Annotated in this window: 21 protein-coding genes; 9 read left to right on the top strand and 12 right to left on the bottom strand. The window is 65.3% G+C overall.

What is annotated here, in order from left to right:
• Nucleotides 1-182 precede the first annotated feature (182 nt).
• Nucleotides 183-1235, bottom strand: a complete 1053-nt coding sequence (gene hemH, locus ACQR1B_RS28920) for a ferrochelatase (protein WP_434835790.1) — start codon at nucleotides 1233-1235, stop codon at nucleotides 183-185.
• A 95-nt stretch (nucleotides 1236-1330) separates the two neighbouring features.
• Here hemH and ACQR1B_RS28915 point away from each other — a divergent pair, with 95 nt between their 5' ends.
• The 3 genes from ACQR1B_RS28915 to ACQR1B_RS28905 all read left to right on the top strand — a co-directional run bounded on the left by ACQR1B_RS28915 (nucleotide 1331) and on the right by ACQR1B_RS28905 (nucleotide 5943).
• Nucleotides 1331-1738, top strand: a complete 408-nt coding sequence (locus tag ACQR1B_RS28915) for an MAPEG family protein (protein WP_434835789.1) — start codon at nucleotides 1331-1333, stop codon at nucleotides 1736-1738.
• A 216-nt stretch (nucleotides 1739-1954) separates the two neighbouring features.
• Nucleotides 1955-4042 carry a squalene--hopene cyclase gene (gene shc, locus ACQR1B_RS28910; protein ID WP_434835788.1) on the top strand — a complete coding sequence of 696 codons (2088 nt, stop codon included), beginning with the start codon at nucleotides 1955-1957 and terminating at the stop codon, nucleotides 4040-4042.
• A 1019-nt stretch (nucleotides 4043-5061) separates the two neighbouring features.
• Nucleotides 5062-5943: an AraC family transcriptional regulator gene (locus ACQR1B_RS28905; protein WP_434835787.1), complete on the top strand. Its 882-nt coding sequence runs from the start codon at nucleotides 5062-5064 to the stop codon at nucleotides 5941-5943.
• Between the two features lie 308 nt (nucleotides 5944-6251).
• On the opposite strand, the gene ACQR1B_RS28900 is transcribed toward ACQR1B_RS28905, so the two are convergent.
• From ACQR1B_RS28900 to ACQR1B_RS28885, 4 genes are all read right to left on the bottom strand, one after another.
• Complete coding sequence (locus tag ACQR1B_RS28900) at nucleotides 6252-7244, bottom strand: hypothetical protein (protein ID WP_434835786.1); 993 nt, start codon at nucleotides 7242-7244, stop codon at nucleotides 6252-6254.
• A gap of 91 nt (nucleotides 7245-7335) precedes the next feature.
• The gene (locus ACQR1B_RS28895; protein ID WP_434835785.1) at nucleotides 7336-8538 is read right to left on the bottom strand and encodes a nickel/cobalt transporter; all 1203 of its coding nucleotides are present in this window, start codon (nucleotides 8536-8538) and stop codon (nucleotides 7336-7338) included.
• Nucleotides 8535-9164, bottom strand: coding sequence for a DUF1007 family protein (locus ACQR1B_RS28890; RefSeq protein WP_434835784.1), 630 nt, complete (start codon nucleotides 9162-9164; stop codon nucleotides 8535-8537). The genes ACQR1B_RS28895 and ACQR1B_RS28890 overlap by 4 nt, the downstream gene beginning before the upstream one ends.
• A 30-nt stretch (nucleotides 9165-9194) precedes the next feature.
• On the bottom strand, nucleotides 9195-11276 hold the full coding sequence (locus ACQR1B_RS28885; RefSeq protein ID WP_434835783.1) for a M3 family metallopeptidase: 2082 nt from the start codon (nucleotides 11274-11276) through the stop codon (nucleotides 9195-9197).
• A gap of 125 nt (nucleotides 11277-11401) precedes the next feature.
• Here ACQR1B_RS28885 and ACQR1B_RS28880 point away from each other — a divergent pair, with 125 nt between their 5' ends.
• The 6 genes from ACQR1B_RS28880 to ACQR1B_RS28855 all read left to right on the top strand — a co-directional run bounded on the left by ACQR1B_RS28880 (nucleotide 11402) and on the right by ACQR1B_RS28855 (nucleotide 16371).
• Nucleotides 11402-11662 (top strand): hypothetical protein, encoded by a 261-nt coding sequence (locus ACQR1B_RS28880; protein WP_434835782.1) that lies wholly within the window; start codon nucleotides 11402-11404, stop codon nucleotides 11660-11662.
• Between the two features lie 674 nt (nucleotides 11663-12336).
• Nucleotides 12337-13479, top strand: a complete 1143-nt coding sequence (locus ACQR1B_RS28875; RefSeq protein WP_434835781.1) for a type III PLP-dependent enzyme — start codon at nucleotides 12337-12339, stop codon at nucleotides 13477-13479.
• Nucleotides 13480-13654: 175 nt separating this feature from the next.
• On the top strand, nucleotides 13655-14248 hold the full coding sequence (locus ACQR1B_RS28870) for a GNAT family N-acetyltransferase (RefSeq protein WP_434835780.1): 594 nt from the start codon (nucleotides 13655-13657) through the stop codon (nucleotides 14246-14248).
• Nucleotides 14236-14397 (top strand): hypothetical protein, encoded by a 162-nt coding sequence (locus ACQR1B_RS28865; RefSeq protein ID WP_434835779.1) that lies wholly within the window; start codon nucleotides 14236-14238, stop codon nucleotides 14395-14397. Before ACQR1B_RS28870 ends, ACQR1B_RS28865 begins: the two co-directional genes overlap by 13 nt.
• A 98-nt stretch (nucleotides 14398-14495) precedes the next feature.
• Nucleotides 14496-14885: a RidA family protein gene (locus ACQR1B_RS28860; protein ID WP_434835778.1), complete on the top strand. Its 390-nt coding sequence runs from the start codon at nucleotides 14496-14498 to the stop codon at nucleotides 14883-14885.
• A gap of 61 nt (nucleotides 14886-14946) precedes the next feature.
• Entirely contained in the window at nucleotides 14947-16371 is a 1425-nt protein-coding gene (locus ACQR1B_RS28855) for a homospermidine synthase (protein ID WP_434835777.1), read from the top strand.
• Nucleotides 16372-16714: 343 nt separating this feature from the next.
• On the opposite strand, the gene ACQR1B_RS28850 is transcribed toward ACQR1B_RS28855, so the two are convergent.
• The 7 genes from ACQR1B_RS28850 to ACQR1B_RS28820 form a co-directional block, all read right to left on the bottom strand.
• Nucleotides 16715-17020 (bottom strand): hypothetical protein, encoded by a 306-nt coding sequence (locus ACQR1B_RS28850; protein ID WP_434835776.1) that lies wholly within the window; start codon nucleotides 17018-17020, stop codon nucleotides 16715-16717.
• A gap of 105 nt (nucleotides 17021-17125) precedes the next feature.
• The gene (locus ACQR1B_RS28845; RefSeq protein ID WP_434835775.1) at nucleotides 17126-18145 is read right to left on the bottom strand and encodes a WD40 repeat domain-containing protein; all 1020 of its coding nucleotides are present in this window, start codon (nucleotides 18143-18145) and stop codon (nucleotides 17126-17128) included.
• The gene (locus ACQR1B_RS28840) at nucleotides 18145-19185 is read right to left on the bottom strand and encodes a CobW family GTP-binding protein (protein WP_434835774.1); all 1041 of its coding nucleotides are present in this window, start codon (nucleotides 19183-19185) and stop codon (nucleotides 18145-18147) included. The genes ACQR1B_RS28845 and ACQR1B_RS28840 overlap by 1 nt, the downstream gene beginning before the upstream one ends.
• A gap of 86 nt (nucleotides 19186-19271) precedes the next feature.
• Nucleotides 19272-20147: a metal ABC transporter solute-binding protein, Zn/Mn family gene (locus tag ACQR1B_RS28835; RefSeq protein ID WP_434835773.1), complete on the bottom strand. Its 876-nt coding sequence runs from the start codon at nucleotides 20145-20147 to the stop codon at nucleotides 19272-19274.
• Between the two features lie 12 nt (nucleotides 20148-20159).
• On the bottom strand, nucleotides 20160-21029 hold the full coding sequence (locus tag ACQR1B_RS28830; RefSeq protein WP_434835845.1) for a metal ABC transporter permease: 870 nt from the start codon (nucleotides 21027-21029) through the stop codon (nucleotides 20160-20162).
• Nucleotides 21029-21790, bottom strand: a complete 762-nt coding sequence (locus ACQR1B_RS28825; protein WP_434835772.1) for a metal ABC transporter ATP-binding protein — start codon at nucleotides 21788-21790, stop codon at nucleotides 21029-21031. Before ACQR1B_RS28825 ends, ACQR1B_RS28830 begins: the two co-directional genes overlap by 1 nt.
• A complete protein-coding gene (locus tag ACQR1B_RS28820) occupies nucleotides 21790-21990 on the bottom strand; it encodes a hypothetical protein (RefSeq protein WP_434835771.1) in 201 nt (66 codons plus the stop codon). The genes ACQR1B_RS28825 and ACQR1B_RS28820 overlap by 1 nt, the downstream gene beginning before the upstream one ends.
• Nucleotides 21991-22099: the final 109 nt, after the last annotated feature.

Here is a 22099-nt window from a genome sequence, read left to right as displayed (position 1 = left end):
GAGAGATGGACGTCTCTCACACCGAACTCTGCAGCCATCACAATCTAGGGATTGCCGCGTGAGTTTGTCGGGGGTCCGGGGGCTGCGGTTCAGGAAAGTATTTTCGCCCTCCAACCGAAAGCCGGCCTTGCAGCTGCGCCCGGTTTACCTAGCGAGCGGCAGAATACCGTCATCGGACCGGCTCAGAGCCAGCCCTGCAGCTCGCGCAGCACCAGTTGTCGCAGCACCTCCATGCCGGGCGCGCTGTCGTTCAGGCACGGCACGGCGGAGAATTCCTCGCCGCCATTGTGCTTGAAGATCTCGCAGTTCTCGCCGGAGATCTCCTCCAGCGTCTCCAGGCAGTCGGCGGCGAAGCCAGGCATCACCACGGCAATGCGCTTGACGCCGTCCTTGGCGAGCTTCTCGATGGTCTTGTCGGTGTAGGGCTGCAGCCACTCCGAGAAGCCGAAGCGCGACTGGAAGGTCAGCATCAGCTTGGTGTCGTCCATGCCGAGACGCTTGCGCATCAGCTCGGTGGTCGCGACACACTGCTCGCGATAGGGATCGCCCTTGTCGACATATTCCTTCGGCATGCCGTGGAACGAGGCCACGATCAGCTCGGGCTTGTACGGCAGCGTCTTCAGGTGATCCTCGATCGAGACGGCGAGCGCCTCGATGTAGAAATCATCGTTGTAATAAGGCGGCGTCACTCGCAGGGTCGGCTGCGCCCGCATCTCGGTCAGCACCCGGAACGCCTCGTCGCACACCGTCGCCGATGTCGCGGCCGAGTATTGCGGATACAGCGGCACCACCAGGATGCGGTCGCATCCCTTGGCCATCAGCCCGTCGACGCCGGCCTTGATCGACGGATTGCCGTAGCGCATCGCCCAGTCGACGATGACGTGGCTGCGATCGGCGATCGCAGCCGAGAGCTTCTCGCTCTGCGCGCGGGTGATCGTCTTCAGCGGCGATTCGTTCTTCTCGGTGTTCCAGATCGACTGGTAATCCTTGGCCTTCTTGCGCGGCCGGACGTTGAGGATGATGCCGTTGAGGATGATCTTCCACAGCAGGCCCTGGTCCTCGATCACGCGGCGGTCGGACAGGAATTCCTTGAGATAAACGCGGACGCCGGCGGCGTCGGCCGTATCGGGCGTTCCGAGATTGACCAGCAGCACGCCGACGCGCGCCGCGCTCGCGACCGGCAACGGCTTGGCATCAACTGGCCTGGCATTGTCCAGAGAGATGGCGGCGGTCATGATGCCCGTGACTGGTGAAGGGCGTGGCTTGGCGGCTTGTTTCGACATTGTCAAGATAAGGGCCATTTCATCGATGTCATCGGGCCGGAGGAGCCATGACGATTGCAGAATTGAGCATTTTCGCCAGTGTGATGCTTTACCTGTTAACGATTCTGCCCGCGAAATGGATCAGCGCCCGCCAGGCCGGCCGTTTCGACAATTCCAGGCCCCGTGATCCCGGCTTCTACGACGGCGGCATCCGCGAACGCGTGCTGGGCGCCCATCAGAACGGCATCGAGGCGTTCCCATTCTTTGCCGCGGCCGTGCTGCTCGCCGAGTTCCGCGAGGCGCCGCAAAACCTCATCAACGAGCTCGCCGTACTGTTCCTGATCGTGCGCACGGCCTATGTGCTCACCTATGTGGGCAACCGGCCCACGCTGCGCTCGATCCTGTGGGCGATCGGCTTCCTGATCACGGTCGCGATCTTCTTCCTGCCGCTGATCCGCAATTACCTGCCGGTCTGAGGCCAGTCGGCTCGCTCCCGACGCGTGAGCCGCGTCACACCAACATGCCGCCGGCTGCGCTATGCAGAGCGGAGCGGCCGCCCTGCGTACGCATTCTGTTCCCGCTCTGATCTGGTCCGCTACGGCCTCTTGATTGGATTTGGCGACGAAATTCCCTATAGGGCGGGGTGAATTCGACTGCTGCAGCGGCGCTGTGCGGCCGCCAGAGGGATTGTGATGACTTTGACCAGCTCGGCCTCCGCGCGCGCCACGCGCGATCCGGGGAACTACGAGACGGCCCTGCAATCGACGGTGCGCGCGGCGGCCGATTGGCTGATCGCGACCCAGAAGCCGGATGGCCACTGGGTCGGCCGCGCCGAATCCAACGCCTGCATGGAGGCGCAATGGTGCCTCGCGCTGTGGTTCATGGGGCTCGAGGATCACCCCCTGCGCAAGCGCCTGGGGCAGTCGCTGCTCGACAGCCAGCGTCCCGACGGCGCCTGGCAGGTCTATTTCGGCGCGCCGAATGGGGACATCAATGCCACCGTCGAGGCCTATGCGGCGCTCCGCTCGCTCGGCTTCCGTGACGACGAGCCGGCGGTGCGCCGGGCCCGTGAGTGGATCGAGGCCAAGGGCGGCCTGCGCAACATCCGCGTCTTCACCCGCTACTGGCTGGCCTTGATCGGCGAATGGCCGTGGGAGAAGACGCCGAACATTCCGCCCGAGGTGATCTGGTTTCCGCTCTGGTTTCCGTTCTCGATCTACAATTTCGCGCAATGGGCGCGCGCCACCCTGATGCCGATCGCCGTGCTGTCGGCGCGGCGGCCGAGCCGGCCGCTGCCGCCCGACAACCGGCTGGACGCGCTGTTCCCGCACGGGCGCAAGGCGTTCGATTACGACCTGCCGGTCAAGGCCAATGCCGGCGGCTGGGACAAGTTCTTCCGCGGCGCCGACAAGGTGCTGCATGCGCTCCAGAACCTCGGCAACAGGCTCAATCTCGGCCTGTTCCGGCCGGCGGCCACCAGCCGCGTGCTGGAATGGATGATCCGCCACCAGGATTTCGACGGCGCCTGGGGCGGCATCCAGCCGCCCTGGATCTACGGCCTGATGGCGCTCTATGCCGAGGGCTATCCGCTCAATCATCCGGTACTCGCGAAGGGCCTCGATGCGCTGAACGATCCCGGCTGGCGCGTCGATGTCGGCGAGGCCACCTACATCCAGGCCACCAACAGCCCGGTGTGGGACACGATTCTCACTTTGCTCGCCTTCGACGATGCGGGCGTGCTCGGCGATTATCCCGAGGCCGTCGACAAGGCGGTCAACTGGGTGCTGGAGCGGCAGGTCCGCGTGCCCGGCGACTGGTCGATGAAGCTGCCGCACGTCAAGCCGGGCGGCTGGGCGTTCGAATACGCCAACAACTCCTATCCCGACACCGACGACACCGCGGTGGCGCTGATCGCGCTGGCGCCGCTGCGCCATGATCCCCGGTGGAAGGCCAAGGGCATCGAGGAGTCGATCCAGCTCGGCGTCGACTGGCTGATCGGCATGCAGAGCCAGGGCGGCGGCTGGGGCGCGTTCGACAAGGACAACAACCAGCAGATCCTGACCAAGATTCCGTTCTGCGACTACGGCGAGGCGCTCGATCCGCCGTCGGTCGACGTCACAGCGCATATCGTCGAGGCGTTCGGCAAGCTCGGCATCTCGCGCAATCATCCGTCGATGGTGCAGGCGCTGGCCTATATCCGGCGCGAGCAGGAGCCGAGCGGTCCGTGGTTCGGACGCTGGGGCGTCAACTACGTCTACGGCACCGGCGCGGTGCTGCCGGCGCTGGCCGCGATCGGCGAGGACATGAGCCAGCCCTATATCATCAGTGCCTGCGACTGGCTGGTCGCCAACCAGCAGGCCGATGGCGGATGGGGCGAGAGCTGCGCCTCCTACATGGACATCAGCGCGGTCGGCCGCGGCACCGCCACGGCGTCGCAGACAGCGTGGGCGCTGATGGCCCTGCTCGCCGCCAACCGGCCGCAGGACAAGGAAGCCATCGAGCGCGGCTGCATGTGGCTGGTCGAGCGCCAGTCGGCCGGCACCTGGGACGAGCCGGAATTCACCGGCACCGGCTTCCCCGGCTACGGCGTCGGCCAGACCATCAAGCTCAACGACCCCGCGTTGTCGGAACGGCTGATGCAGGGCCCTGAACTGTCCCGCGCCTTCATGCTGCGCTACGGCATGTACCGGCATTACTTCCCCCTGATGGCCTTGGGCCGCGCGCTGCGGCCGCAGGGGCATGGGCAGGCTCAGGTGGTGGCACGGCAGAGTCGCAACTAACAACGAACCGCCTCCGCGCGGTGCCCATGAATGCGCCCTCTCCCCCTGTGGGAGAGGGCATGCAGGAAGGTTCGGCAAGTTCGGTTGGGTGAGGGGTCGCTCTCCGCGAGTTGCGCCCGTTGAGAGAGACCCCTCACCCAACCGCGTTCGCGGATGGGCCGTACATGCCCTCTCCCACAAGGGGAGAGGGCGCAGTATCGCGCAGCATAGAATCATGCGGCAGCGATGGAGCGCCGCTCGGCGCGTGGTTGGCACTTCGTCCATCACAACCGCCGCGGCGTATGGGTCCCGGGTCGGCGCCGCGACTGCGCTGCGCGCAGTCACGGCTTGCCCGGGACGACATTGGGTAGAGGCCGGCTTCATATCTCGAGCAGCGTTGGATCAAACGGCACCAACTCAATCGATGGACGTGACGGCACATTCTCGCGGCGGATGGCGCCCGAGGTTTGCGATCACGGTGCCCCTCGACAATGCAAAGGGCGCAGGGAAGGCCAGGCGTCGGCTGACGCCTGCGGCCCGCCTGCGAAAAAGAATGCAGGCGGCAGGTACCACAGGTGCAGCCGGACACGCCCGGCCTTCCCTGCGCGATGGTCTTCACGGCTGCTCCGTGCTCTCCCCGGGGACCGGCTTGTTTGCCCCCGTCGCCTGATGACACGTCATGCCACCAAGGCTTGGCGCCAGCATCGGGGCGCCAGGACCACACGGCTTGACCGTCCGCAAGCTGCCAATCGTCCAGCGCAAAAGCACCTGACAGGCCTGCGGCCACCGCTCCCCGCCTCAACGTATCGTGACGACGCGTACGCCCCTCTGCATGAGGACGGGATGCGCGGATAAAATCATGAATTCCGAAAAATAGCAAGCTAATTATTTTTTACGGAAACTCCTGTCGATGACGAGTTGCCCCGGCCGGCCGCGCGGTGCGGATTTGGCGATCGCCGGCGCCCGTGACAGAATCGCAAGATCGGTCGAGCACACCCTGTCCGCATGCGGCTAGCTGGGGCCGCCACGGAGACCCAACGATGACGGCGGCGCTTCGAACCTACCATGCCCGGATGCAGCGGGTGCTGGATCACATCGACCGGCATCTCGACGACGATTTGGACCTGGACGCGCTGAGCGGCGTGACCGCCTACTCGAAGTATCATTTCCATCGGCAGTTCACGGCGACGTTCGGGCTGTCGGTGCATCGCTATGTCCAGCTCGCCCGCCTGAAGCGCGCGTCCCACCGGCTCGCTTATGGGGACGACCAAAGCGTCACGGACATCGCGATGGATGCCGGCTACGACGCACCGGACGCCTTCGCCCGCGCCTTCCGGCAACGGTTCGGGCAATCGCCGTCATCGTTCCGCACCTCTCCCGATTGGGAGCCGTGGCTTACGGCCCTCGGGCCTCTCGACGATGCGAGGAGCAAGCTGATGCAGAAGACCTTTACCAATGACGACGTGACGATCCGTGACGTGCCGCCGACGCCGGTGGCGATCATCGAGCATCGCGGCGATCCGGCGACGCTCGGCGCCACGATCCAGCGCTTCATCGCCTGGCGCAAGGCTGCCGGACTTCACCCCAGCACAAGTCCCACCTTCAACGTCTGGCGCTCCGAGCGGCGCCCCGCCTCGCCTGCCGACTACAGCGTGGATCTCTGCGTCGGCACCGACCGACCGATCGCCGCGGATGATGAGCTGGTCAAGGCCGGCGAGATTCCCGGCGGCCGCTGCGCCGTGCTGCGCGTCGTCGGCCACACCCACAATCTGGAGCCGGCCGCGCTCTTCTTGTATCGCGACTGGCTCCCGGCCAGCGGCGAGGACGCCCGCGACTTCCCGGTCTATTGCCAGCGGCTGAGCTTCTTCCCGGAGGTGCCGGAGCACGAGGCGCTCGTGGAGCTGTTCTTGCCGCTGAAATAGCGCCACCCTACTGACGACTCCAGATCGAGGCGGGACAGCAATCCCGTCTCTCAATATTCTACCTCTCGTACTTACCAGCCGCAATCAACGGCCAAGCATCTTCATACGGCATTTTATCTTCATGCCGTGCGCGCCAATGCGCGTCGATTCCATCCCAGCCGTTCCCTCGAAAAACGTGTCCGCACTCGGGGCAAGTCTTATGTTTAGCTCTCGACTTAGTTTTTGCTTTGAGAGGCTGCGGTGTGGTGTTGAGTCCGCCACGTAACCCAGCCTCCAATCTCTCCTGAGCTTCGGCGGCGTCGTACTTATCATCCTTGCCCATTTGGCGGCCCTATTCGGAATCGACTGAGAATGATTCGCTGGTAATGCGGAGGCATCCCGTAAGCTTGTGGCGGCAGATAGTGCTTTCGGAACAGATTCCAATCTACGTCAATGCCAAAATCTGTGCGCGGGTTTGACACCTCTTTATAGGCAAGATCTATGCGCATCACGTTAGCGGAAAAACGTATTGGCTCAACGTAATATTTGACTGAAGCAATCCGGCTCGCGCCGCCAAGAAATCGCTGAGCGAGTTCGATAGACTTATCCTGAAACGACGGATCGGAAAGGTAATGTTCGGGGACCTTAACAAATATGATTCCGGGCTTGTCGTTCGGTAGCTGTCCTCTCGCAACGCGGAAGGCTTCTCTTATTCCTCCTTCGCTGAAGCTCGTCTCGTCAATCTTGCATTTTGCGTCGGCACAGACGACTTGCCCGTTGGGGCATATGATGTCGAAATCGTAGTCCTTCTTCTTCACACCTTGAGGAATCACGAATCGAAAAGGAATCTTGTTGAGGTAAAGCATTCTGCCGACATTTAACTCTGCCAGAGTTCCTTCTATGTCGCCGTTTCGCATTCTCCATATGCACTCGTCGAAACCTGGTATTCGCTGCAGATTCCAGAGCATCTCTGCAAGGTCCATCAGCCTGAAGAAGGAAATCTCTCGTCGGATGGGGTCATCCTCTTTGACTGAGAGAAATCCTTTTTTCGAATTGTCAGATATGACGTGCCTCTCAACCCATTCACTTCCCAAGAACACCCGCAACACGCCGGTTGCTAGTGCCAACGCCTCTGTCTGTCCGTCTGGAGTTTTAAATTGATCTGGTATTGATGCGCTTAGTTTACGCAGCCCATCAGGCCCTAATCGGATTCGCGAAACCATCTTATTGCAGCGCATATTGAAGATGTGATCGCGGGTCCAAGACAAGAGCGTCCGGGTTCGGTGGTATAGATTGATCCATCTTCGGATAGCTTTGCGCATTGGTGCACCAAAAATACGGATGCAATCCTGGCCCCATCATTACATGGGGCTCACGACCGCCTTCCTTTCGGGCAGGGCTTCCCTTCTACCTTTAAAAGCAGGTGGTGCGTTCCGCGGCCATGTAGCCCAGCAACAAACCGGCGCCGAACAGCAGCACCAATCCGGCGGCGCCGAATTCGAGGCCGCGCATGATCAGGGCGCCGCCGCCGTCGCGGCCGGCGCTGAGGCGGCGGGCGACGTCCTTGGCGGCGACCGCGATGACGGCGATGGTGGCGACGGTCACCGCCGTGCCCATGCCCATCACGATGGTGGCTGCGACGCCGGCCCAGAACATGCCCTGGGCGAGAGCGAACACCAGCACCAGGATCGCGCCCGAGCAGGGGCGGATGCCGGCGGCGAAGAGCGCCTGGAAACCGCGCTGCCAGCCGCCGGGGCCGGCGAGTTCGCTCGGCGCGGGCCCGTGGGAATGGCCGCAGCCGCAATCGTCGCCATGGACGTGATCGTGGTGGGCGTGATCATGGTGGGCGTGGTCGTGATGAACATGCGCCTGCGCCGCCGCGTGCGCCTGGCCGTGGTGATGATCGTGGCCGTGGTGGTCATGGCCATGATGATCGTGCCCATGGTGGTCGTGATCATGGTGATCATGATGATGCGCGCGATGCTGGTGGTCATGCGCATGGCCATGATCATGCGCCACCGCGGCGGCGGGCGCGCCGGCCAGCGCGAGCGCCGGAGCCGGCGGCTGCCAGGTGCGCAGGAAGGCCGCGCCCTTGACCCAGACCAGACGCGCGCCGAGCAGCGCGATCAGGCCGTAGCTTGCGATCTCGACCACCTTCTCGGCGCTGCACATCGTGGCCGCGGTGGCATTGAGCACGACGGCGCCGATGCCCACGATGGCGACGGCGACCAGCGCCTGCATCAGGCCCGAGGCAAACGACAGCACGATGCCGCGCTTGGCCGTCTCCTGGTTGGCGACGAGATAGGACGCGATGACCGCCTTGCCGTGGCCGGGACCGGCGGCATGGAAGATGCCGTACGCGAAGGAGATCGCGAGCAGCCACCACACTGCCGAGCCGTCCTGCTTGGCGGCGCGGATCGCGCCCGACATTTGGCGATAGAACTCCGACTGCTTGGCGAGCAGCCAGCCGACGATGCCGCCGACCTGTGGCTCCGCCGGGGCGCCGAACGGCGATTTGGCGAGCAGCACATGCGCGGCCGCGTCTGCGGCCATCAACGCGGCGAGGATCGCAGCGCAGACGAGGAGCGGTCGGGCGACGGGGCGACGGTGCGTCATGGACATTCCACTGAGATCTTGTTGGCAAAATTCATTCCGAAATTGGCGTTCGCCCCGCCGCTCAGGAATGTCTGTTCGTTCATGGTCTGCGCGACGGATCCGCCGTCGCTCGGTCTGACCAGGCCGAACTTGCAGCCTGCGGGAGCGCTGACCAGCTTGACGGGATCCTTCTCCGCCATCTGGAAATCGATGAAATAGCTGGGATCGTAGACCTCGACCTGCAGCTCCCTGGACTTCACCGGCGCCTTCAGCGGCAGGGTGAAGTGCAGGGTCAGCTTGGTGTCCTTGTATTCGAGATAATAGTCGACGGGATCGACCAGCTTCTGCTTGCGGCCGTCAGCCTTGATGAAGGTGAAATAGGCATATTCCTTCAGCGACTCGGCATTGGTCTGCGCCAGCGGCGCCAGTTCCTCGCGGGTGTAGACGCCCTTCTGCTTGGTCTCGAGACCCTGCAGCGCGTAGGTCGCAAACATGTCGTCGAAGGTCCAGGCGTGGCGCACGCCGGTCAGCGTGCCGTCGGCCGCATAGAGCAGCTCGCTGGTCGCGGTGACCCAGACATGCGGATGGGCGTGAGCGGCACTCGCGCCAAGCACGAGCGCCAGCATGGCGAGGAAAGAGCGCAGCATCGTCATCACCTCAGGCTCGTCGCCGCGATCTCACGCCGCCTTGGGGACATCGAGCAGGCCGCGCCGGCGCAGCAGCGCGTCCGGCTCCGGCTCGCGGCCGCGGAAGGCGACATAGGCCGCTTCCGGATCCAGCGAGCCGCCGGAGGAATAGACGTTGTCGTGAAGCCGCTTGGCGACCACGGGATCGAAGATGTTGCCGGCCTCCTCGAAGGCGCCGAAGGCATCCGCATCCATCACCTCCGACCACATGTAGCTGTAATAGCCCGCCGCATAATGGTCTCCCGAGAAGATATGGCCGAATTGAGTCGGCCGGTGGCGCAGCGCGATCTCCCTGGGCATGCCGATCTTCTCCAGCTCCGCCTGCTCGAACGCCCGCACGTCCTTGGACGCCGCCGCCGGCTGGGTGTGGAATTCGAGATCGATCAGCGCCGACGACACGAACTCGACAGTGGCAAAGCCCTGGTTGAAGCGGCGCGCCGCCAGGAAGCGCTCGAGCAGGTCCTGCGGCAGCGGCTCGCCGGTCTCGGCGTGGCGCGCGAAGGTCTGCAGCACCTCGGGACGCTCCTGCCAGTGCTCGTAGAGCTGCGACGGCAGCTCGACGAAATCGGTGAACACGGCGGTGCCCGACAGCGACGGATAGGTCACGTTGGAGAGGATGCCGTGCAGGCCGTGGCCGAACTCGTGGAACAGGGTGCGGGCATCATCCGGCGACAGCAGCGACGGCTGGCCGTCCGCGCCTTTCGCGAAGTTGCAGACGTTGATGATCAGCGGCGCGGTGTCGCCGTCGAGCTTCTGCTGGTCGCGCAGCGAGGTCATCCAGGCGCCGGAGCGCTTCGACGGCCGCGCGAAGTAGTCGCCATAGAACAGCGCCTTGTGCCGGCCCTGCGCGTCCGTGATCTCCCAGACCCGAACGTCCGGATGCCAGACCGGGATGTCCTTGCGCTCGGCGAAGGTGATGCCGAACAGGCGCGTCGCGCAGTCGAAGGCGGCGGCGATCATGTTGTCGAGCGCCAGATACGGCTTGATCGCGGCATCGTCGAAATTCGCCTTCGCCTGGCGCAGCTTCTCGGCGTAATAGCGCCAGTCCCAGGCTTCGAGCTGGAAGTTGCCGCCCTCCTCCGTGATCAGCGCCTGCAGCTGGTCGCGATCGGCCAGCGCCTTGGCGCGCGCCGGCTTCCAGACCCGCTCCAAGAGGCCTCGCACCGCCTCCGGCGTCTTCGCCATCGAGTCTTCCAGGCGATAGGCGGCGAAATTGGCAAAGCCCATGATCTGAGCTGCCTGCTCGCGCAGCGCCAGGATCTCGCCGATGACGGCGTTGTTGTCGTTGGCGTTGCCGTTGTCACCGCGCGCGGTGAAGGCCTTGAACACCTTCTCGCGCAGGTCGCGGCGGGCGGAGCTCTGCAGGAACGGCTCGACCGAGGAACGCGACAGGGTCACGATCGCCTTGCCGGGCATGCCACGCTCGTCGGCGGCCGCCTTGGCGGCGGCGACGAAGCTGTCGGAGAGGCCGGCGCGGTCGTCCTCGCCGAGCTCCAGGAACCAGCCCTGCTCGTCGGCGAGCACGTGGTGGCTGAAGGTGGTGCCGAGCTGGGCGAGCTGCTCGTTGATCGTGGCCATGCGCGCCTTGGCGTCGTCGTCGAGGCCGGCGCCGGCACGGCGGAAGCGGGTGTAGGTGCGCTCCAGCAGCCGCTGCTCCTCAGCCGTGAGCGTCAGGCTCTTGCGCTTGTCGTAGAGCAGCGCGATGCGGCCAAACAGCACGGCATTCATCATGATCGGGTTCCAGTGCCGCGCCATCCGCAGCGACACGTCCTTGTCGATCTCCAGGATCGCCGGGTTGGAATGCGCCGAGACGAGGTCGTAGAACACCGCGGCCACTTTCGACAGCAGCTTGCCCGAGCGCTCCAGCGCCGTGATCGTATTGGCGAAGTCCGGCTCGGCCGGATCGTGGGTAATCGCCGTGATTTCCGCGGTGTGATCGGCGAAGGCGCGCTCGAAGGCCGGCAGGAAATGCTCCGGCCTGATCGCGTCGAAGGGCGGTGTCTGGTGCGGGGTCTCCCAGGCCACGAGCAGCGGATTGATCTGGGCGTCGGTCGTGGCGGTCGTGTCGGACATCGGCTCATGCTCCCCGGACTATTCAGGCGCCCCTCATATCACGGAGGCGGTCCTTTTTGGGTCATTTCCCCTTGAAGGGCGGGGCCATTTCGGAGAGATTGCGCGCTCTTCAGAGGACCCGGACCATGAGCCAGCAGCCCACCTCCACCGCATCGCGCCAGATCGCCTGGCAGAGCGTGATCACCGTCATCTCGGCGGCGATCCTGATCGGTGCCGAAGTGTTCGGCGCGGCCTTCGCCGGCGGCTGGGCGCTCGCGATTCTGTTCGGGCTCGGCGATCAGGGCGCGCGCATCCTGCAGGCCGTGCTGTTCGCGATCGGCGTGTTCGTGATGGTCGGCTTCATCCGCGGCGCACAGCGCATCGAGCCGTTCACCAGGCGCGGCTGAGTTCACGAAAACACTGTCCAGCAAGCGCGAAAACGTTACGAAGCTTTAAGCTCGCTTAACGTTCGTTCAGACAATGACGCCGCGCCTGTGTCGTGTAAGCACAGGTTAGGGAAATCTTTCCCGGCGCCGAAAAATGCCTTGCGAACGAAATTCAAAACGCTTATTTCCGCTTCTGCCCAATTTCGCACGTGCCTGTGGTCGTGTGTCAGTCGGTAGGTATCCGGACAAGAGGCCGGACAGCCGCCAAGGGATGAGGAACCGAGGGGCGCTCGGATCGTTGCGATCAAGATCAGTTCGATCGAGATCGTCATGCTCCAGGAGCCCAGCATCTCTCTCAAGAGATGCCGCTGAAGGTCACCTCATCTTTTGCAACCGTGACTGGCAGCCGGAGGCGAACCGGCGCACCCCGCTCTCAACGGGGGACGCGACTTAAAGCAACGACGGATCGGGCTTTTTTGGTCTCTACCGGCAGTCCAAAGCCGGCGCGGGCTACTGAAAAGGCTTGTCCTTCATTGCCAGGTGTGCGGGCGGGAAATTCCCAACCAATCCACGGCAGCACAATTCGGCTACGGGTTCGAGGTTTTGTCGCCTTTCCATCGGGCGGCAACGCCAAGGCACCCGTGTCGAGATCATTTTGAACGGGTCTCCGTCGCTGGGGCCGTTTGGAGGGTGCTATGACCGAACGTATCCGGGAATTCCTGCGCAACCGCCGCGAGGAAGGTCTGGACCACGAGCCCTGTCTCGTCGTCGACCTCGAAATCGTGCGCGACAACTACATGAGCTTCGCCAAGGCGCTGCCGGACAGCCGCGTGTTCTATGCGGTGAAGGCCAATCCGGCGCCGGAAGTGCTGTCGCTGCTCGCCTCGCTGGGCTCGTCCTTCGACACCGCAACGGTGGCGGAGATCGAGATGGCGCTGGCGGCCGGCGCGACGCCGGACCGCATCTCCTATGGCAACACCATCAAGAAGGAGCGGGATATCGCGCGCGCGCATGCGCTCGGCATCCGGCTGTTCGCGGTCGACTGCGCCGCCGAGGTCGAGAAGATCGCGCGCGCCGCGCCCGGCGCGAAGGTGTTCTGCCGCATCCTGTACGATTGCGCCGGCGCCGAGTGGCCGCTGTCGCGCAAGTTCGGCTGTGATCCGGAGATGGCGGTGGACGTGCTTGACCTCGCCAAGCGGCTGGGCCTGGAGCCGTGCGGCATCTCGTTCCATGTCGGCTCGCAGCAGCGCAAGGTGAAGGCGTGGGACCGCGCGCTGGCGATGGCCTCGACGGTGTTCCGCGACTGCGCCGAGCGCGGCATCAACCTGACCATGGTGAACATGGGCGGGGGCTTCCCGACCAAGTACCTCAAAGACGTGCCGCCGGTCGTGCAGTACGGCCGCTCGATCTTCCGTGCGCTGCGCAAGCATTTCGGCAATCAGATCCCGGAGACGATCATCGAGCCGGGCCGCGGCATGGTCGGCAATGCCGGGATCATCGAGTCGGAAGTGGTGCTGATCTCGAAGAAGAGCGATGAGGACGAGCTGCGCTGGGTCTATCTCGACATCGGCAAGTTCGGCGGTCTCGCCGAGACGATGGACGAGTCGATCCGCTACGCCATCCGCACCCCGCACGAGGGCGCGGACACGACCCCGTGCGTGCTCGCCGGCCCGACCTGCGATTCGGCCGACGTGATGTACGAGAAGCTGCCGTATCCGCTGCCGGTGACGCTCTCGATCGGCGACAAGGTGCTGATCGAGGGGACCGGGGCCTATACGTCGACCTACTCGTCGGTGGCCTTCAACGGCATCCCCCCGCTGAAGACGTATCACATCTGATCAGGCTTGCTGCCTCACCCGCGCGGTGAGGCGATCAGAAGCCCGGGTGGGGCTGCCCCCACCCCGACCCTCCCCCGCAAGCGGGGGAGGGAGCGATAGACCGTCACCTTCAACCTGACATCACGTGTTTGCGCGCGAGCGAAAGCCCGCCGCGCAGGCCGGGGACTGACGTGCCATGACCGCTTTCCGCATCCCAACCACGGCGCCTGTTCGGACTGCTGCTCCGTTCGTGATCCGAGCTGAGCGAGCATCCGACGTCGCCGCGCGCGAGACGCTGCTCGATGCCTGCTTTGGCGACGATCGCCATGAGCGCACCTGTCAGCGCCTGCGCGACGGACGCGCGCCCGCCGCGGGCCTCGCTTTGTCGGCGGTGCGCGGCGGCGTCCTGGTGGGAACGCTGCGGTTGTGGCACGTCAGCGCCGGCGGACGCCGTGCCTTGATGCTGGGGCCGCTGGCCGTCGCCACGGAGGCGCGCAGCCTCGGCGTCGGCGCGGCGCTGATGAACGCAGCGCTGATGATCGCGGCGTCGCGCGGCCATGGCGCCGTGGTGCTGCTCGGCGATGCGCCCTATTACGCCCGCTTCGGCTTCTCGGCGGATAAGACACGAGAGCTGGGGCTGCCCGGCCCGTTCGAGCGTGCGCGCCTGCTCGGCCTGGAACTGGTCGAGGGCGCATTGGACGGCGCCGCCGGCCTGATCGTGGCCACCGGAACGCCGGAGCGAAAGGCCCGCCGCGGCCGCAAGGAGCGGATGGTCTCATGCGCGGCGTAACCGCCCGCAACGGGCACGCGCCGCGGCGGCGGACATGGCTGCCGACGCTGCTGCTGCTTCTGCTGGGCATCATGATCGTCCGCGACATCGTGGTCCGCCGCTGGAGCAGCGCGCCGCCAGCCGGACCCGACGTCACGCGGCTGCGTTAGGCATTCGGGCAGCCGGCGCCCGACCTGCCCCGCCAGGGGTTGCGCAGGTGCAGCAAAAGCTCTTTAACCGCGGAAAATCCCCCACGACGAGGTCCAAAATGCCCCGCCGCCTGATCTCTACCGGATCACCGTTCGAGAAAAGCTTCGGCTACAGCCGTGCCGTGGTCGACGGCGATTTCGCCTTCGTCGCCGGCACCACCGGCTACGACTACGCCACGATGACGATGCCGGCCGATGTCACGAGCCAGTCACGCAACTGCTTCAAGACCATCGCCGCCGCCCTGCAGGAGGGCGGCTTCGAGATGGCCGACATCGTCCGCGCGACCTACTACCTCACCGACGTCAACGACGCCGACGCGCATTTCGCGGTCTGTGGCGAAGTCCTCGGCGACATCCGTCCCGCCGCCACCATGGTGGTCGTCGCCGGCCTGCTCAAGCCCGAGATGAAGGTCGAGATCGAAGTCACCGCCAAGCGGCGCAGCGCCTGATCGCTACCGTCTGCCACACTTGCGCCTCGGCGCAGCACTCGTCCGAGAAGAGAGACCTATTATGAGTTCGCAGATCCACGCCAAGATTTCCGGCCCCATCGTCATGATCGGCTTCGGCTCGATCGGCAAGGGCACACTGCCCTTGATCGAACGCCACTTCGCCTATGACAAGGACCGCTTCGTCATCATCGATCCGCATGACGACGGCGCGCTGGCCAAGAAGCACGGCGTGCGCTTCATCCAGCAGGCGGTGACCCGCGACAATTACCGCGATCTGCTGGTGCCGCTGCTCACGGAAGGCGGCGGCCAGGGCTTCTGCGTCAACCTCTCGGTCGACACCTCCTCGGTCGACCTCATGACCATGTGCCGCGAGATCGGCGCGCTCTACATCGACACCGTCGTCGAGCCGTGGGCCGGCTTCTATTTCGACAAGAATATGGGCGTCGAGCAGCGCTCGAACTATGCGCTGCGCGAGACGCTGCTGGCGGCCCGCCGCAAGAGCCCGGGCGGCACCACCGCCGTCTCCACCTGCGGCGCCAATCCCGGCATGGTGTCCTGGTTCGTCAAGCAGGCCCTGCTCGACATCGCCCGCGACACCGGCACTGACATCAACGAGCCGAAGAGCCGCGAGGGCTGGGCGCAGCTGATGCAGAAGCTCGGCGTCAAGGGCGTCCACATCGCCGAGCGCGACACCCAGCGGTCGAAGAACCCGAAGCCGATGAACGTGTTCGTCAACACCTGGTCGGTCGAAGGCTTCGTCTCCGAGGGCATGCAGCCGGCCGAGCTCGGCTGGGGCACGCACGAGACGTGGATGCCGCAGAACGGCCGTTGCCATCCCGAAGGCTGTGGCGCTGCGATCTACCTGCTGCAGCCGGGCGCCAACACCCGCGTGCGCTCCTGGTGCCCGACGCCGGGCGCGCAATACGGCTTCCTGGTGACCCACAACGAGTCGATCTCGATCGCCGACTACTTCTCGGTGCGCGACGGCGACAAGGTGGTGTACCGCCCGACCTGCCACTACGCCTATCACCCAGCCAATGACGCGGTGCTGTCGCTGCACGAGATCTTCGGCGCCACCGGCAAGATGCAGGAGAAGTGGCACATCTTGGACGAAAACGAGATCGTCGACGGCATCGACGAGCTCGGCGTGCTGCTCTACGGCCACGGCAAGAACGCCTATTGGTACGGCTCGCAGCTGTCGATCGAGGAGACCCGCCGCATCGCGCCCTATCAGAACGCAACCGGCCTGCAGGTGTCGTCAGCCGTGCTCGCCGGCATGGTGTGGGCGCTGGAAAACCCGACCGCCGGCATCGTCGAAGCCGACGAACTCGACTTCCGCCGTTGTCTCGAAATCCAGACGCCGTATCTCGGCCCGGTGAAGGGCTACTACACCGACTGGACCCCGCTGACCGACCGCCCCGGCCTGTTCCCAGAGGACATCGACACGAGCGATCCTTGGCAGTTCCGCAACATCCTGGTGCGGTAAACCTCCGGCCGTCGTCCCGAGCAAGCCGCGACGGCAACGCCGTCGTGGCGCTGACCCGGGACCATACGCCGTGGCGTGCGTGGGGCGCGGGGTGGAGCTACGAGCCTGCCTCACATTGCACCCTGTGGTTATGGGTCCCTGCGTTCGCAGGGACGACACCTGTAGTGGGGCACACGTTTGCCAAACACTCCGCTGTCGTCCCTGCGAACGCAGGGACCCATACCGCGGATACTATCGAGGGCACGGAACTGTCAGCGGCCTGCCTCATGACGGCCGGTGGCTATGGGTCCCGGCGTTCGCCGGGACGACAGCGGAATTTGTGGCGGCGTCCGGGCAAATCCAGCTACTTCCGCTCCATCGTCGGCGCGATCTTCTCCGCCGGAGCTGGCGGCAGCGCCGGCTTGGCGCCTTCCTTCTGGGCTTCGATGTCGGGACGCGCGGGTTCGGGCGCCGGCGTCGTCGGGCGTGTGCCGCCGGGCTTGGATTCGGCCGGCGGGGCCGACGACTCCGGCGCTGCCTGCGCGAGCTGCGAATGACCGGCCTTGATCTCGGTCAGCGAGATGATCGCCACGAGCGCGCCCAGAAAGAGCAGTCCGGCTGCGAGCAGCAGGTCCCGGCGCAACGTCTGTTTGCTGTTGATCGAGGCCATTGGCTGTCATCCGCACCATAATTGAATGCGGAACAACGATCGACAGCCGGGGCGGTTCCGTGCCGCGGCTGCGCCCGAATGTCCTACGATCGGGTCTCCGGGGAATCAGAGCCGCAGCAGGCCGGCCTCGCCGCTCTCGTCGGAGAACGCGAGCCAGGTTCCCGCGGCGTTCCAGCCGATCGCCGTGATCGGCGGGGTTTCGTTCCGCCGCACCAGGATCTCGGCGCCGTCCTGCATCCGCACCATCAGCACGGTGCCGTCCTCGTAGCCACAGGCCAGGATGTCCTGCTTGGGATGACAGGCGACTGCGGTGACCTTGGACTTCATCGGAGCCAGCATCGCCGGCTCCTTGCCCATCGGGCCGTCCTTGCCGACGAACGGCCAGAGGATGACCATGTCGGCCCCCGAGGTGGCCAGGAAACGGCCGCCGCTGCCCCAGGACATCGACTTCACCCGCGAGGGGTAGCCGGTCATCCGCATGTGCCTGGAATCCGCAAGCCGCCAGCCATGCAGCGCCGGCTCGTGCATCGCGGTGACCAGGAACTTGTTGTCGGGGCTGAAGGTGACGGCGTGATGCGAGCCGGCCCAGCCGAGAAATTCCGGCTCGCCCGCCATGTTCGGAAACCACAACGTGGCGCCGTTGTAATGCGCGATCGCGAGTCGCAGACCCTTCGGCGCAAACGCAAGGCCTCCGGCCGTCGAGGGCACTTCGAGCGACTTCTCCTCGCCCTTCGGCGCGCGCACGAACGCGGTCTTGCCGACCGACCAGGCGATCGCGCCATCGGGATGAACCGCGACATTGTCGATCCAGCGCCGCTTCGGATCGGTTGCTAGCACCGACACCGCGCCCGCCTTGTCGAGCGCCGTGACCTTGCCGTCATCGCCGCCGAACACGATGCGCGATCCGTCCGCCACCGCCGACAGGATGCCGCCGCCGGTGACGTCGACCTTGGCGATTTCGCCCTCGGCATCGACGATGGCGACGCTCTCCTCGGTGCCGACGAAGGCCGCGCGATCGCCGAGATAGTGCACGGCTGTCACGGCCATGCCGAGCCTGACCGGCTTCACCTTGTCGGTGACGGAGACGATGGATGCGGTCTCGCCGCTCGAATCAAACGAGCTCATCAGGATACGATGCAGCGCTCGAAGCCTTCGCGAATGGCTTCTTCCGGGAGCTCGCGGCCGATGAAGACGACACGGCTCTGCCGCGCCTCGTCGGGCTTCCACTTCCGCTGGTGATCGCCTTCCAGCATCATGTGCACGCCCTGGAAAACGTAGCGGTCGTCATCGTCCTGGAACGCCAGGATGCCCTTGGAGCGCAGGATCTTGCCGCCCTCGGTCTGGACCAGGTTCTGCAGCCACGGCATGAAGCGCGACGGATCGAGCGGCTTGTCGGAGCGCAGCGACAGCGACTGCATGTCCTCGTCGTGATAGTGCTTCAGGCCGTGATCATGATGGTGGTGGTGATCATGGCCGTGGTCGTGATCATGGTGATGATGATCGTGGTCTTCGCCGGCGTTCAAGAATTCCGGCTCGATCTCCAGGATGCGGTCGAGATCGAACGCGCCGCGCTCCAGCACGTCCGAGATCGCGATCTGGCAGCGCTCGGTGCGATGCAGCCGCGCATAGGGATTGATGGCGCGGATGCGCGCCTCGACCTCGGCCAGCTCCGGCTTGGTGACGAGATCGGTCTTGTTGAGAACGATCACGTCGGCAAACGCGATCTGGTTCTTGGCCTCGGGCGCGTCCTTGAGGCGGTCCGACAGCCACTTCGCGTCGGCGACCGTCACCACGGCGTCGAGCCGCGCATTCTTCTGCACGTCCTCGTCGACGAAGAAGGTCTGCGCCACCGGCGCCGGATCGGCCAGGCCCGTGGTCTCGACGATGATGGCGTCGAACTTGCCCTTGCGCCGCATCAGGCCGGAGATGATGCGCACGAGATCGCCGCGCACGGTGCAGCAGATGCAGCCGTTGTTCATCTCGAACACTTCCTCGTCGGCGCCGACGATGAGGTCGTTGTCGATGCCGATCTCGCCGAATTCGTTGACGATGACGGCGTATTTCTTGCCGTGGTCTTCCGAGAGGATGCGGTTCAGAAGCGTGGTCTTGCCGGCCCCGAGATAGCCGGTCAGGACCGTCACTGGTATCTTGCTCGCGTCGGACATGCTCACTCCGAAAAACTAAGATCGCGTCGAATAAGATCGCGTCGAAAATGGCTCATGGCGCGCCGCTCCGCGAGGCCGGATCGGACCTAGCGGACGAGCGCGCCCGTCAGGGCCCTTATATTGTGCCGGACCATGGCAATGTAAGTGGGGACAGGGCCGTTTTCCGCGCTCAAGGCGTCCGAATACAGCGTGCCACCGATCTTGGCGCCGGTCTCGGCCGCGATCCGGCCGACCAGCCGGTCATCGTTGAAATTCTCCAGGAAAACGGCCGGAATCCTGGCTTTTCGGACCTGGGCGATGATCTCGGCGACGTCACGGGCGGACGGCTCGGTCTCGGTGGAGACGCCCAAGGGAGCGATGAAGGCGATGCCGTAGGCGTCGGCGAAATAGCCGAAGGCGTCATGGGTCGAGATCACCTTGCGCCGCTCGGGCGGTATCTTCTCGATCTCGCTGCGGACGTCGCGGTCGAGCGTTACGAGTTCGGCCAGATAGCGATCGGCATTGGCCTTGAAGGCGTCGGCGTCGGCGGGATCGGCCGCCATCAGGGCATCGCGGATGTTCTTCACATAGACCATGGCATTGCCGACCGACTGCCAGGCATGCGGGTCGGCGTCGGAGCCGCGCTTGCGTGGACTGATGCCCTGGGTGGCCGTGACGATCGGCGCCTTGCTGCCGGAGGCCTGCTGCAGGCGCGGTAGCCAGCCCTCGAGCCCGAGGCCGTTGACGATCAGGAGCCGCGCCGCGCCGACATCCTTCGCGTCATGCGGCGTCGGCGTGTAGACGTGCACGTCGCTGTCCGGCCCGACCAGCGAGGCGACGCTGACCTTGTCGCCGCCGACCTGGCGGGCGAAATCGGCCAGGATGGAAAAGCTGGTGACGACGTTCAGCTTGGTTTGGGCTGATGCGGGAATGCTGGGCAACAGCGCGAGCAGCAGGCTGAGGATGGGGATCAGGCGTTTCATCGGCTATGAATGTCAGGCTTCGAGGTGGCGCCCCGGAAACAGTTGCGGAAGCACGCCGCCCACGCGTCCGAACAGCACCGAGCCGAGATAGAGCAGCGACGCGACCAGGATGATGGCCGGGCCGGACGGAATGCGGGTCTGGAACGACAGCACCAGGCCAACATAGCCGGCGACGATCGCCGCGGCGACCGCGATGCAGATCATCGGCGTGACGTCGCGCGACCAGAACCGCGCGATGCCCGCGGGCAGGATCATCAGGCCGACCGCGAGCAAGGTGCCGAGCGCCTGAAAACCGTTGACGAGATTGACCACGATCAGGCCGAGGAAGACCAGATGTGCCGGCGCGCCGGCCCGGCTCACCGTCCGCAGAAACAAGGGATCGACGCTTTCGACCACCAGCGGGCGGTAGATCACGGCGAGCACGACGAGTGTGATGGTGGCGTTGGTCGCGACCATCAGCAAGGTCGGGTCATCCATCGCCAGGATGTTGCCGAACAGCACGTGCAGCAGGTCGACATTGGTGCCCTTGACCGAGACGATGGTGACGCCGATCGCGAGCGAGGCGAGATAGAAGGTCGCGAGCGAAGCGTCCTCCTTGAGCCCGGTCGAGCGCGACACCAGGCCCGACAGCAGCGCCACGGCGAAGCCTGCGATCAGGCCGCCGGTGGTCATCGCGAACAGATTGAGCCCGGACAGCAGGAAGCCGATCGCAGCCCCCGGCAGGATCGCATGCGCCATGGCGTCGCCGACCAGGCTCATGCGCCGGAGCATCAGGAACACGCCGATCGGGCCGGAGCCGAGCGACAGCGCGATCACGGCCGCGAGCGCGCGGCGCATGAATTCGAAATCCGAGAACGGAGCGATCAGCACCTCGCGCAGCATCACGCCGCCTTCGAGGCTGGCGCGGGGCCGCAGGGCGCCGCCGCGTCGTCGAACGCTTCGCACATCCGGCGCGCAGCCAGGAGATTGTCCACGGTCAGCACTTCCGCCGTCGGCCCCCAGGCCACCGCCTCGCGCGCCAGCAGCAGCGTCTGCGGGAAGTGCGCGCGGACCATGTCCATGTCGTGCAGCGCCGCCAGCACGGTGCGCTGCTCGCCATGCCAATGTTCGATCAGTTGCAGGAGGTCGGCCGAGGTCTTGGAATCCATCGCATTGAACGGCTCGTCGAGCACGATCACGCGGGCGTCCTGCAGCAGCACGCGGGCGAACAGCATGCGCTGCATCTGGCCGCCCGACAGCGTGCCGATGCCGCGGCCCTCGAAGCCGGTCAGGCCGACGGCTGCGATGGCGTGGGCGATCTTCTCGCGCGCGGCGGCGCCGATGCCGCCGAAGATGCCGACGCTGCGCCACAGCCCGGTGCTGACGAAGTCGAACACCGAGATCGGGAAGCTGCGGTCGATGTCGGCGATCTGCGGCAGATAGGCGATCTCGCGCGGCTTGAGGCCGGCCGCCGCGATCGAGCCGGCGAGTGGCTTCAGCAGGCCGACGATGCCGCGAAACAGGGTCGACTTGCCGGCGCCGTTGGGCCCGACCACCGCGAGCAGCGCGCCCGGCGCGACATCGCCCGAAAGGTGGTGCACGGCCGGGTGGCGGTCATAGCCCAGCGTGACGTCGCGGAATTGCAACTGCGCCATCGCCGTCATCACCGCATCGCCAGGATGACGATCACCCACAGCACCGCGCTGGCCGCCAGCGCGGCGCCAAGCCGGGTGGTCACCGGCATGCGCAGGATCGACCACCGCGCCGGCTGCGCCGGATGCGGCGCGGCGGGGCCATGGGCATGGCTGTGGCTATGCCCATGCGCATGAGGATGGGCGTGGCTATGGATGACGGACTGGGTCATGTCGTCATAATGTTACATTATAACATCACCTCTGTCCACCAGCGGCGTGGCGCCGGGCCGTCCCTTCGACGCGCGAGCGCAGGCCTCGCCCTTCGAGACGCCCGCCTGC

The sequence above is a fragment of the Bradyrhizobium oligotrophicum genome (assembly GCF_051168495.1).
Classification (GTDB): domain Bacteria; phylum Pseudomonadota; class Alphaproteobacteria; order Rhizobiales; family Xanthobacteraceae; genus Bradyrhizobium; species Bradyrhizobium oligotrophicum_A.
Note: the sequence above shows the minus strand (reverse complement) of the source record. Positions and strands in the feature narration are given on the sequence as shown.